Here is a 13,794-nt window from a genome sequence, read left to right on the forward strand (position 1 = left end):
CGTCACATCGTCCCTCCTCGTGCTCAAGACAGTCCGAGGTCGTGGTCGACGAGCGCGAACAGCTCGTCGTCGGTGGCCGTGTCGAGCCCGCTGCCGCCGGTTTCCGTGTCGTCGTCGAACCTCGCCAGCAACGAGCGCAGCCGGGCCACCACGAGGCGGCGGTCGCCGACGGGCAGGTCGGCGTCGAGCGCGGCGTCGACGCGGTCGAGGTCGTCGATGACCGTCCGGCCCTCGTCGCCGTCCCGCAGCAGCTCGTCGCGGACGAAGTCGACCACGTCGGCGGGCGTCGGGTGGTCGAACACCAGCGTCGCGGGCAGCCGCAGGCCGGTGGCCGCGCCGATCTGGTTGCGCAGTTCCACCGCGGTCAGCGAATCGACGCCCAGTTCGCGGAAGGACCGGCCGGGCTCGACGGCGCCGGCGCCCGCGTAGCCCAGCACCGCCGCGATGTGGGCGCCGACCAGCTCGGCCAGTGCCCGGGTGCGGTCGGCGCCGGACATCGTGGCGAGCCGCCCGCGCAGCTGCTCGGCCACGCCGTCGGCCGCGGTGTCCCCGTCGGCCGCCGCGCGGACCTCCGGGAGGTCGTCGAGCAGCGGGCGACGGCGGGCCAGCGTGAAGCTCGGGGCGAAGGTCGCCCAGTCCACGTCGGCGACCGTCACCGTGGTTTCGTCCTGGTCCAGTGCCGCGGCCAGCGCGGCGATCGCCGCGGACGGCGGCATCAGGGCGAGCCCCAGCCGGCGCGCGGCTTCGGCGTTGCCCGCCAGGTTCACCATGCCGACGTCGCCCCACGCGCCCCAGGCGATCGAAGTCGCCGTCCGGCCGCGGGCCCGGCGCCAGTGCGCGAAGGCGTCGAGGAACGCGTTGGCCGCGCCGTAGCCCGCCTGCGCGCCGCTGCCCCAGGTGCTGGAAATGGACGAGAAGAGCACGAAAGCGTCGAGGTCGCGGTCGCCGAGCAGCTCGTCGAGATGCACCGCACCGGCCAGTTTCGCGGCGGCCACGGCTTCGAGCTCGGCGTCGGTGGTCGCGGCGATCGGGTTGTTGAGGCTGATCCCGGCCGCGTGCACCACCGTGCGGACTTCGCCGCCGACGTCGGCCAGCACCCTGGCCAGCGCGTCCCGGTCGGCGACGTCGCAGGCGACTACGGTGACCCGGGTGCCGAGCCCGGTGAGCTCGGCTTCGAGCTCGGCCACCCCGGCGGCGGCCGGGCCGCGGCGGCTGGTCAGGACGAGGTGCTCGGCGCCGCCGCGGGCGAGCCACTTCGCCACCTCGGCCCCCAGTCCGCCGGTCCCGCCGGTGATCAGCGCCGTCCCGCGGGACGTCCACGGCTCGCCGCGCGGGCCGAGCGGCGCCCGGGCGAGCCGGCGGACATACACGCCGTCGGAACGCACCGCGAGCTGGTCTTCGTCGCCGGCGCCGGCCAGGACCGCGGCGAGCTGCCCGGCAGCCACTCCGGCCGAAACGTCGACCAGACCGCCCCACCGGGCAGGCTGCTCCAGGCCGAGTGTCTTCCCGAAGCCCCACGCCATCGCCTGGGCCGGGCCGGTGACGACGTCGCCGCCGCCGACCGCGACCGCGCCTTCGGTGAGCAGCCACAGGGGCGCGCCGACGCCGGCATCGCCGAGGGCCTGGATCAAGCGCAGGGTCGCGGCCGCGCCGCGGGGCACGATCGGCGCGGGTTCCTCGTCGAGCGCGAGCAGCGACAGCACGCCGTCGAACGCGCCCAGCCCGGTCAGCCGGGCCGCGAGCTCGGCGCGGCTTTCCGTGCCCATCCGTAGTTCGGTGGTCTCCGCGTCCAGGGCGGCCCGCGCGGTCGCGGCCGGTTCGACGTCCCCTTCGGGGAGCACGAGCAGCCAGCGGCCGGCCGGTTTCCCGGCGGCCAGGTCGATCCGCCGCCAGCCGACGCGGTACAGCAGCCGGTCGACGGCCGCGCGCGAGCCGGCGTGGACGATCTCCGGCCAGAACGTCTCGTGCTGGAACGGGTAGGTCGGCAGCGGCACCGGATGCGGCTTCGCCGGGGCGAACACCTCGGTCCAGTCGACCGCGCTCCCGGTCGCCTGCAGCCGCCCGGCCGCCAGCAGGAAGGCCGCGAACTCGGGGCGATCGGCCCGCTGCGCGGCGACGAACACCCGCTCGTCCGCGCCGAGTGTCTCCTGGGCCAGTGCGGTGAGCACGCCGTCCGGGCCGAGTTCGACGAACGGGCCCGCGTGCAGCCGCGCGGCCGCCCGGACGCCGTCGGCGAACCGCACGGTGCCGCGCACGTGCCGGACCCAGTACTCCGGCGTGACGAGGTCGGTCTCCCCGGCGGGTTCGCCGGTCACATTCGAGACGACCGGGATCTTCGGTGCGTGGTAGGTGACCTTCGCGGCGGCTTCGGCGAACCCCGCGAGCATCGCGTCCATCCGCGCCGAGTGGAAGGCGTGGGAAACCCGCAGCCGGCGGGTCTTCCGGCCGCGGACCCGCCACGCGGCCTCGAACGCGGCGACCGCGTCCTCGTCGCCGGAGACGACGACCGAAGCCGGGCCGTTGACCGCGGCGACGTCCAGCCCGGTGCCGCCGATCGCGGCGGTGATCTCTTCTTCGGACGCCTGGACCGCCAGCATCGCACCGCCGCCGGGGAGCGTCTGCATCAGCCGGCCGCGGGCGGCGACTAGCGCGGCCGCGTCTTCGAGGGAGAACACCCCGGCGACGTAGGCCGCGGTTAGCTCGCCGATCGAATGCCCGGCCAGCGCGCCGGGACGCAGCCCCCAGCGTTCCAGCAAGCGGAACTGGGCGACTTCGACCGCGAAGAGCGCGGCCTGGGCGTACTCGGTCCGGTCCAGCTCCTCCGGCGTGCCGGACCACATGACCTCGCGCAGCGGCCGGTCGAGGTGCTGGTCCAGGTGGGCGCAGACGGCGTCGAGCTCGTCGGCGAACACCCCGGACGCGGCGGCGAGCTCGCGGCCCATCCCGATCCGCTGAGAACCCTGGCCGGAGAACAGCACCACCGGCTTGCCGCGGCCGCTCGCGGTCCCGGTGACCACGCTCGCGGCGGGCAGGCCGGCCGCGACGGCGGCGAGCCCGTCGAGCAGCTCGTCGCGGTCCGCGCCGGTGACGACCGCGCGGTGGCCGAGTGCCGCCCGCGCGGTGGCCAGCGTGTGGCCGACGTCCGCGGCGCGCAGGTCGCCGTGGCCGAGCAGGTGTTCCCGCAGTTCGCGGGCCTGGGCCCGCAGCGCCGCGGGTGAGTCGCCGGACAGCGGCCACGGCGTCACGGCGAGCTCGCCGGCCTCGGTTGCGGCGGGCGGTCCGGCCGGTTCCGGGGCCTGTTCGAGGATGGCGTGCGCGTTGGTGCCACCGACCCCGAACGCGGAGACGCCGGCGCGGCGCGGCCGTCCGTGGTCGGGCCACGGCTGCGCTTCGGTCAGCAGGCGGACGTTCCCCGCGGTCCAGTCCACGTACGGGGTGGGTTCGTCGACGTGCAGCGTTTTCGGCAGCAGGCCATTCCGCAGGGCCAGCACCATCTTCAGCACGCCGGTGATGCCCGCGGCCGCCTGGGTGTGCCCGAGGTTGGACTTGACCGAGCCGAGCAGCAGCGGCTCGGGCCGGTCCTGCCCGTAGGTGGCCAGCAGCGCCTGCGCCTCGATCGGGTCGCCGAGCGTGGTGGCCGTGCCGTGCGCCTCCACCGCGTCGACGTCCTGTGTGGATAGTCCGGCCCCGGCCAGTGCCTGGCGGATCACCCGCTGCTGCGCCGGGCCGCTGGGCGCGCTGATCCCGTTCGACGCGCCGTCCTGGTTGACCGCCGAGCCGCGGACGAGCGCCAGCACCGGGTGGCCGTTGCGCTGGGCGTCGGACAGCCGTTCCAGCAGCACGAGCCCGGCTCCTTCGCCCCAGCCCGTGCCGTCGGCGGCACCGGCGAAGGGTTTGCACCGGCCGTCGGCGGCCAGCCCGCCCTGGGCGCTCATGCCGACGAACAGCATCGGCGTGGCCATCACCGTGGCGCCGCCGGCCAGCGCGAGCGAGCACTCGCCCTGCCGCAGCGCCTGGGCGGCGAGGTGCAGCGCGACGAGCGACGCCGAGCAGGCCGTGTCGACGGTGACCGCGGGCCCTTCCAGCCCGAACGTGTAGGACAGCCGCCCGGACACGACGCTGGCCGCGCCGCCGGTGACCATGAACCCCTCGTCGGTGCCGCCCGCCTGGTGCAGCAGCGCCGGGTAGTCCTGGTAGTTGGTGCCGACGTAGACGCCGGTTTCGCTGCCGCGCAGGGACCGCGGGTCGAGCCCGGCGCGTTCGAACACCTCCCACGCGATCTCCAGCAGCAGCCGCTGCTGCGGGTCCATGGTCAGCGCCTCGCGGGGCGAGACGCGGAACAGCGTCGGGTCGAACTCCCCCGGGTCGGCCAGGAAGCCGCCTTCGCGGACGTAGGTGGTCCCGGGCTTCGAGCGTTCCGGGTCGAAGATCCGGTCGATGTCCCAGCCGCGCTCCTCGGGGAACGGGCCGACGGCGTCACCGCCGTCGGCCAGCAGCCGCCACAGGTCCTCCGGCGAGCGGATCCCCCCGGGCAGGCGGCAGCCCATCGCGACGATCGCGATCGGCTCGTCGGCGGCGGCGGACGCCGGCACCGGCGCGCGCACCGGTTCGCCGGCGCCGAACGCGCGCTCGAGCACCTGCCCGGCGACCGCGAGCGGGGTGGGGTGGTCGAAGACCAGGGTGACCGGCAGGCGCAGCCCGGTCGCCGCACCGAGGATGTTGCGGAACTCGACCGCGGTCAGCGAGTCGAACCCCAGGTCGCGGAACGGCCGGTCCGGCTCGACGGCGTCCGCGGAGGCGTGCCCGAGCACGGCGGCGGCCTGCGCGCGCACGAACTCCAGGACCGCGTCGGCGCGTTCGGACGGCGGGATCGCGGCGAGCCGCCCGGCGAGACCCTCGTCGCCGGCCGGCTCGCCACCTGGTGCCGCGGTCACCAGCTCCGCGACCAGCGGGTTCGGCCGGCCCGCGGTGAGCGCGGGGCCCAGCCGGGTCCAGTCGAGGTCGGCGAGCACGACGGCGGTGTCGTCGTGGGCGAGCGCGGTGGCCATGGCGGTGATCGCCATGGCCGGCTCCATCGCGCCGGCGGCGCCGCGGCGGGTCCGGGTCTGCCCGGCCACGCCTTCGGTGGCGCGGCTGCCCGCCCACGCGCCCCAGCCGATCGACGTCGCCGGCAGGCCTTCGGCGCGGCGCGCGACGGCGAGGGCGTCGAGGTAGGCGTTGGCCGCGGCGTAGCCGGCCTGCCCGGAGTTGCCGAGCGTGCCGGCGACCGACGAGAACAGCACGAACGCGTCGAGGTCGAGAGCACGGGTGGCTTCGTGCAGTACGGCCGCGGCGAGGGCCTTCGGGCGCAGCACGGTTTCGAAGCGCCCGGCGTCCAGCCGGTCGAGGACGCCGTCGTCGAGCACGGCGGCGGCGTGCAGCACCGCGGTCAGCGGCCGCTCGGCCGGGATGGCGTCGAGCACCGCGGCGAGTGCCTCGCGGTCGGTGACGTCGCAGGCGACGACGGCCACCTCGGCCCCGAGCGCGGTCAGCTCGGCGGCCAGTTTGGCGGCGCCCGGCGCGGCGGGTCCCCGGCGGCCGAGCAGCACCAGGCCCTCGGCACCGGAGCGGGCCAGCCACCGCGCGATGTGGGCGCCGACGGCTCCGGTCCCGCCGGTGACCAGCACGGTTCCGTGGGGTTGCCACTCCCGGGCCGGCGCCTGGCCGGCGACGCGGTCGCGGACGAGCCGGTGGCCGAACACCCCCGAGGCGCGGATCGCCACCTGGTCCTCGGTACCGGTGAGCACCGCCGCGAGCCGGTCGCCCGCGCGGTCGTCGAACTCGGCGGGCAGGTCGATCAGGCCGCCCCAGCGGTCGGGGTGCTCCTGGGCGGCCACCCGGCCGAGGCCCCAGGCGGGCGCCTGCTCCGGTGCCGTGAGGCGGTCGGCGCGGCCGACGGAGACCGCGCCGCGGGTGACCGTCCACAGAGGAGCGTCGACGGCCGTCAACAGGGCGGCCGTCGCGGCGAGCGTCGCCGGTGCGGCCGCCAGGCCCGCCGGGTCCAGCGCCAGGAGCGAGAGCACGCCGTCGACCTCGGCCGCCGGCGCCTCGAACGGCTCGTCCGGGCGCAGTTCGAGCGTGACCGGCTCGGCGCCGTGGCGGGCGAGCGCGCCGGCGTACGCCGAGGCGTCGACGCCGGGCGGGGTGACGACCAGCCAGGTGCCGGACAGCGCGGCGCCGGCCGCGGCGGGCAGAGGCCGCCACACCGTGCGGTACCGCCAGTCGTCCACCACCGACTTCTCCAGCCGGTCGCGTCGCCAGGCCGACAGCGCCGGCACGAGCGCGCGCAGCGCCTCGGAGTCGTCGATGGCCAGGGTGCCCGCGACGGCGCCGGAGTCCCCGCTGTCCACAGCGGACCAGAAGCGGGCCTCGTCCGGGCTGTGCGCGGTGACCGCGGCGGTCGCGGCCGTGGCCTCGGGCCAGTACCGCTCGCGCTGGAAGGCGTAGGTGGGCAGCTCGGGCACGGCGCCCTCGCCGAACACGCGGGCGAGGTCGACCGGCAGACCGCGGACGTGCGCTTCGGCCAGCGAGCGCGTGAACCGCCGCAGGCCGCCTTCGTCGCGGCGCAGCGAGCCGAAGGTGAGCACCGCGGCGCCCGCGTCCTGCGCGGTCTCCTGGATCGCCGAGGCGAGCAGGGGGTGCGGGCTCAGTTCGACGAACAGGGTGTGGCCGTCGGCGATCAGTGCCCGGGTGACGTCTTCGAACCGCACCGGTTCGCGCATGTTGCGGCACCAGTACGCCGCGTCGGCCGGCTCGGTGAGCACCGCGCCGGTCACCGTCGAGTAGAACGGCACCTCGGCGGCGGCCGGGCGCAGCACGGCCAGGTCGCGCAGGAGCGGCTCGCGCAGCACGTCGACGGCCGGCGAGTGGCCGGCGGCGTTGGCGCCGCGGACCTTGCGCACGCGGACACCGTCCGCCTCGCACTCGGCGGCCAGTTCGGCGAGTTTCCCGCCGTCCCCGCAGACGACGACGGACGACGGGCTGTTGACGACGGCGAGCGAAATCGCGTCGCCCCACTTCGCGATCCGGGCGCCGACCTCTTCGGCGGACAGCGCCAGCGACATCATCTCGCCCTGGCCCCACACCTCGGTCATCGCGCGGCTGCGCACGGAAATGACCCGGGCGGCGTCCGGCAGGGACAGCGCGCCCGCGAGGTAGGCCGCGGCGACTTCGCCCTGGCTGTGCCCGGCCACCGCGTCGGGCCGGACGCCGAAGGACTCCCACAGCCGGGCCAGCGAGACCATCACCGAGAACAGCACGGGCTGCAGCACGTCGATGCGGTCGAGGCCGGGCGTGCCCGGCACGTCGGTGAGCACGTCGACCACGGACCAGCCGGTGACCTCGCGCACCGCCGCGTCGCACGCCGTCAGCTCCGCGCGGAAGACCGCCGAATCGGCCAGCAGGCCGACGGCCATCCCGGCCCACTGCGAACCCTGGCCGGGGAAGACGAACACGACCTTGCCCGCCGCGGTGGCGCCGGCCGTGCCGGTCACCAGGTTCGTCGCGGGCAGCCCGTTCGCCAGCGCGTCGAGGCCGTCGCGCAGCGTGGCCGGGTCGTCGTCCACCACCGCCGCGCGGTGTTCGAAGGCGGCGCGGGTCGTGACGAGCGCGCGGCCGAGCTCGGCCGGGGAGGCGCCGGGCTCGGCCAGCAGCGCCCGCAGCCGGGCGGCCTGGGCCCGCAGGGCGGGCGCGGTCCGGGCGGACAGCACCAGCGGGACCGTGGCCGGCTCCTCGGCGGCCGGGGCGGCCGGAGCGGGTGCGGCGGCCTCGATGATCAGGTGGGCGTTGGTGCCGCCGATGCCGAACGACGACACGCCCGCGCGGCGCGGGCGGCCCGCGTCCGGCCACGGCCGGGCCTCGGTCAGCAGTTCCACCGACCCGGCCGACCAGTCCACCCGGGAGGAAGGGGTGTCCACGTGCAGGGTCTTGGGGAGCAGGCTGTGGCGCAGGGCCAGCACCACCTTCAGCACCCCGGCCACCCCGGCCGCGGCCTGGGTGTGCCCGAGGTTCGACTTGACCGAGCCGAGCAGCAGCGGGTGTTCCCGGTCCTGGCCGTAGGTCGCCAGCAGCGCCTGCGCCTCGATCGGATCACCGAGCTTCGTGCCCGTGCCGTGCGCCTCGACCACATCGACGTCCTGCGTGGACAGTCCGGCGGCGGCCAGCGCCTGCCGGATCACCCGCTGCTGGGACGGGCCGTTCGGGGCGGTCAGGCCGTTGGACGCGCCGTCGGAGTTGACCGCCGAGCCTCTGAGCACGGCCAGGACCGGGTGCCCGTTGCGCTCGGCGTCGGACAGCCGCTCCAGCAACAGCAGGCCGATGCCCTCCGAGAAGCCCGCGCCGTCCGCGGAATCCGCGAACGCCTTGCAGCGGTTGTCGGCGGCCACGCTGTTGTTTTCGTTGACTTCGAGGAACAACGTCGGCGTGATCATCACGGTGACGCCGCCCGCGAGGGCGAGCGAGCACTCCCCGGCCCGCAGCGACTGCGCCGCCAGGTGCATCGCGACCAGCGACGACGAGCACGCCGTGTCGACCGTGACCGTCGGCCCTTCGAAGCCGAACGCGTACGACACGCGTCCGGAAAGGACACTCGCGGCGTTGCCGGTGCCGATGTAGCCGGCGACGTCCTTCGCGACCGAGGCGAGGAACCCGGCGTAGTCCTGGCCGTTCGTGCCCGCGAACACGCCGGTCCGGCTCCCGCGCAGAGCGGCCGGGTCGATCCCGGCCCGCTCCAGCGTCTCCCACGCCACCTCCAGCAGCAGCCGCTGCTGCGGGTCCATCGCCAGTGCCTCCCGCGGCGAGATCCCGAAGAACCCGGCGTCGAACGCGGAGACGTCGGTGAGGAACCCGCCTTCCAGGGTGTTCGTGCCGTCGGGGCTGACCCGGGCGAGGGCGTCGAGGTCCCAGCCGCGGTCGGCGGGGAACGGCCCGATGCCCTCGCGCCCCTCGGCCAGCAGCGCCCACAGCTCTTCCGGTGACCCGACGCCGCCGGGGAACCGGCAGGACATGGCCACGATCGCGATCGGGTCGTCGGCGACGGCCGCCGCTTCGGCCGCCACGGGCGCGTCACCGCCGCCCAGCAGCTCGGCACGCAGGTGCTTGGCCAGCGCGCTCGGCGTCGGGTAGTCGAACACGAGCGTCGCCGGCAGCTTCAGCCCGGTCGCCGCGGCGAGCCGGTTGCGCAGCTCGACCGCCGTCACCGAGTCGAACCCGACGTCGCTGAACGCCTGGTCCTCGCGCACGGTGCCCGCCGAGGCGTAACCGAGGACGGTGGCCACCTGGGCACCGACCAGCTCGGTGAGCAGCCGGACCTGGTCGGCCCGGTTCCGGCCGGCGAGCCGGCGGCCCAGGTCGGAGGACGGTGCCTGCTCGGCCTTCGCGGTGACGGCCGGCCGCCGGACCTCGGGCAGCTCGTCGAACAGCTTCGTCGGGTTGGTCGCGGTGTAGGCGACGTAGTACCGGTCCCAGTCGATGTCGAGGACGCCGAGTGCGTCCTCGCCGTCCTCGACGGCCTGGTGCAGCACGGCCAGCGCGCGCTCCGGGGCCATCTCGGGGACGCCGTGCCGGCGGGCGAGCTCGCCGATGCCCGACTCCGCCATGCCCGCGCCCGCCCACGGCCCCCAGGCGATGGAGGTCGCCGGCACGCCTTCGGCCCGCAATGCCTGCGCGTACGCGTCGAGGAAGGCGTTGCCGGGCGCGTAGTTTCCCTGTCCGGAAGCGCCGAAAGTGCCGGCCATGGAGGAGAAGAACACCAAGGCGGACAGCGGCTGGTCCGCGGTGAGCTCCCGCAGGTTCACCGCGCCCCGCAGCTTGGGGAGCAGGACCCGGTCGGCCTGGTCGGCGGTGAGCCCGGCGACGACCGCGTCGTCGAGGGCGGCCGCGGTGTGGAACACCGCCGACAGCGGACCGGCCTTGGCCAGCACCGCCCGCAGGGCTTCGCGGTCGGCGACGTCGCAGGCGGCGATGGTGACCCGGGTGCCTGCCTCGGTGAGTTCGGCACGCAGCTCTTCGGCGCCCGGCGCGGCCGGTCCCCGGCGGCTCAGCAGCACCAGGTGGTCCGCGCCGAGTGCCGCCAGCCAGCGCGCGACGTGCGAGCCGAGCGGGCCGGTGCCGCCGCTGACGACGACGGTGCCCTCCGGACGCCAGGCGACGGCACCCGGCAGGCGGGTGCGCGGAGCACGCACGAGGCGGCGCACGTACGTCCCGGACGCGCGGAGGGCGACCTGATCCTCCTCGGGCGCACCGGAAAGCACCGCGGCCAGCGCGTGCCGCGTGCGCTCGTCCGGTTCGGCGGGCAGGTCGATCAGGCCGCCCCAGCGGTCGGGGTGTTCCAGCCCGGCCACCCGGCCGAGGCCCCACGCGGTCGCCTGCACCGGGTTGCGGACCGGCTCGCCGGCCTCGGCGCGGACGGCACCGGTGGTCAGGCACCAGAGCGGCGCGGTGATCCCGGCGTCGCCGAGTGCCTGCACGGTGCTCAGGGTGTCGGTCAGGGAGCGCGGCGCGACGACGCAGCCGTCCCGGCGGCCCTCGGCGAGCGCGGCCAGCGAAACCACCCCGGCCGGCCGGTGTTCCGCGACGGCCTCGGTGAGCTGCGTTGCCAGCGCGGCGCGGTCCCAGTCGCCGATTTCGAGCACCCGCGGCGTCGCTCCGCCTTCTTCGAGCGCGGCGACGACGGCGGCGGTGACGCGCGTGCCGGGATCGAGCACCAGCCAGGTCCCGCCGAGCCGGCCGGCGGGCGTGCCGATGCCCTTCCACGTGACGCGGTAGCGCCATTGGTCCAGCATCGCGGACTCGCGGTGCTTGCGGTGCCAGGCGGAGAGCGCGGGCACGACGCTGCCGAGCTGGTCGCCGTCGGGGAGGTCGAGGGTTTCGGCGAGGCCCGTGAGGTCTCCCCGCTCGACGGCGTCCCAGAACCGGTCTTCGAGGGAGCCGCTCATCCGCGGCGCGGGGGCTTCCGGCGCTTCGACGGCGGTGGGCAGCCAGAAGCGTTCGCGCTGGAAGGCGTAGGTGGGGAGGTCGACCCGGTGGCCGGGGGTCAGCTTTTCCCAGGCGACGGTGGTTCCCCGGACGTAGGCCTCGGCGAAGGCGCGGTAGACCTGCCGGAGGCTGCCGTGGTCGCGGCGGAGCGTCGGCAGGACGGCCCCGGTGACGTCGCGTTCGTCGAGGGTTTGCTGGATGCCGACGGTGAGGACCGGGTGCGGGGAGCTTTCGATGAAGACCGTGTGGCCGGCGGTGATGGCGGCTTCGGTGGCGTCTTCGAATCTCACGGTGGCGCGGAGGTTGCGGTACCAGTAGCCGGCGGTCAGTTCGGCGGTGTCGATCTGGGTGCCGGTCAGGGTGGAGAAGAAGACCGTGTCCACGCTGGACGGGTTCACCGGGGCCAGGTCTTGCAGGATGCGGTCCCGGATCGCCTCCACCTGGGGTGAGTGGGAGGCATAATCCACTGGTACGCGGCGGACGCGGATGCCCTGGGCTTCCCACTGTTTCCGGGCTTCGTCCAGGGCGGCGACTTCGCCTGAGATGACTGTGGCCGACGGGCCGTTCACCGCGGCGATGCCGAGCCGGGGGTCCAGGTCCTGTTCCACCTCGGCGGCGGGAAGCGGAACGGACAGCATCCCGCCGGTCCCGGCCAGCTCGGTGATCGCCCTCGCCCGCAAGGCAACCACGCGAGCGCCGTCTGTTGTGGACAGTGCTCCGGCGACCACCGCGGCGGCGATCTCACCCTGGGAGTGACCGATCACCGCGGCCGGCTCGACCCCCGCCGACCGCCAGAGCTCAGCGAGACTCACCATCACCGCCCACAGCAGCGGCTGCACCACATCGACCCGCTCCAGTACCGAGGGGTCATCGGAACGCGCCACTTCGGTGAGCGACCAGTCCACAAAGCAGGACAGGGCGGCTTCGCACTCCGCCCACCTCGCCGCGAACACCTCCGAGGAATCGAGGAGCTCGACCGCCATGCCGACCCACTGCGCACCCTGGCCCGGGAACACCAGCACGGGACCCGCGCCGGACAGCCCGGCCACCCCGGAGACGACACCATCGCCGGTCTCCCCCGCGGCGACCGACCTGACGCCGGCGAGCAGCTCATCGCGATCGGCGCCCAGGACGACGGCGCGGTAGTCCAGTGCTGCCCGGGAGGTGGCGAGGGAGAACCCGAGGTCGGCGGGCGAGGAGTTTGCTGTGGTCCACCGCCCGAGCCGGCGGGCTTGCGCCTGCAGTCCGGCCTCTGACTTGGAGGAAAGCACCCACGGCACAACGGGCGGCGCGGACCTGGCCGGTTCGGTGGGACCGGCCGCCACAGCGACCCCAGCCGCGGCAGCGGGCTCGGCGAACTCCGCGGCCTCGGCCGCTCCGACGGCCGGCGGCGCTTCGATGATCACGTGGGCGTTGGTGCCGCTGATGCCGAACGACGACACCCCCGCCCGGCGCGGCCGGCCCGTCTCCGGCCAGTCGCGGGCCTCGGTGAGCAGCTCCACCGCCCCCGCCGACCAGTCCACCTGGGGGGTCGGCTCGTCGACGTGCAGGGTCTTCGGGAGCCGGCCGTGGCGGATGGCCTCGACCACCTTGATCACCCCGGCCACGCCGGCCGCCGCCTGGGTGTGGCCGATGTTCGACTTGATCGACCCGAGCCACAGGGGCCGGTCGCGGTCACGGCCGTAGGTGGCGATCAGGGCCTGCGCTTCGATCGGGTCGCCGAGGCGGGTGCCCGTGCCATGCGCCTCCACCAGGTCGACCTGCTCGGCCGCGAGGTGGGCGTTCGCCAGGGCCTGGCGGATGACCCGCTGCTGGGACGGCCCGTTGGGCGCGGTGAGACCGCTGCTCGCGCCGTCCTGGTTGACCGCCGTGCCGCGGACGACCGCGAGGATCGGGTGGCCGTTGCGCTGCGCGTCCGAAAGCCGTTCCGCCAGCAGGACGCCGACGCCCTCGCTCCACGCCGTGCCGTCGGCGGAGGCGGCGAACGACTTCGACCGGCCGCTGGGGTCCATCCCGCCCTGCCTGCTGAAGTCGACGAACGTGCCGGGCGTGGCCATCACCGCCACGCCGCCGGCCAGCGCCAGCGAGCACTCGCGCTGCCGGACCGCCTGCACGGCCAGGTGCAGCGCGACCAGCGACGACGAACACGCCGTGTCAACGGTGACCGCGGGCCCCTCGAACCCGAACGTGTAGGACACCCGGCCCGACACGACACTGCCCGCGTTGCCCGTGCTGAGGAAGCCCGCCGACTGCTCGGGCACGGCGCGGACGCCGACCGTGTAGTCGTGGTACATCACGCCGGTGAACACGCCGGTCCGGCTGCCGCGCAACGACGTCGGGTCCAGCCCGGCCCGTTCGAGCACTTCCCAGGAGGCCTCCAGCACGAGCCGCTGCTGCGGGTCCATGGCCAGCGCCTCGCGGGGCGAGATGCCGAACAGGGCCGCGTCGAACTCCGCCGCGTCGTGGAGGAAGCCGCCCTCGGTGACGAATCCCGCGCCCGGGGCGGACATCGCCTGGAGGTCCCAGCCGCGGTCGGCGGGGAACGCCGAGATGGCGTCGGTCTCCGCCTCGACCAGCGACCACAGCTGCTCGGGCGAGGCGGCGCCGCCGGGGTACCGGCAGCTCATCGACACGATGGCGACCGGCTCCGTGTTCCGCGACTCGGCCTCGCGCAGCAGCCGCCGGGTCTCGCGCAGGTCGGCGGTGGCCCGCTTGAGGTAGTCGAGGTACCTCGCTTCAGTCGTCACGTGCGTTCACTCCTCGGGACGTCGGGTGGGGGCC

Annotated in this window: 1 protein-coding gene; it reads right to left on the minus strand. The window is 75.3% G+C overall.

Annotated features, from left to right (window positions below):
* Positions 1 to 23: 23 nt before the first annotated feature.
* Positions 24 to 13,760, minus strand: coding sequence for a type I polyketide synthase (locus BT341_RS34420; protein ID WP_072480211.1), 13,737 nt, complete (start codon positions 13,758 to 13,760; stop codon positions 24 to 26).
* Positions 13,761 to 13,794 lie beyond the last annotated feature (34 nt).

Source organism: Amycolatopsis australiensis, assembly GCF_900119165.1.
In the GTDB taxonomy this organism is placed as follows: Bacteria; Actinomycetota; Actinomycetes; order Mycobacteriales; family Pseudonocardiaceae; genus Amycolatopsis; species Amycolatopsis australiensis.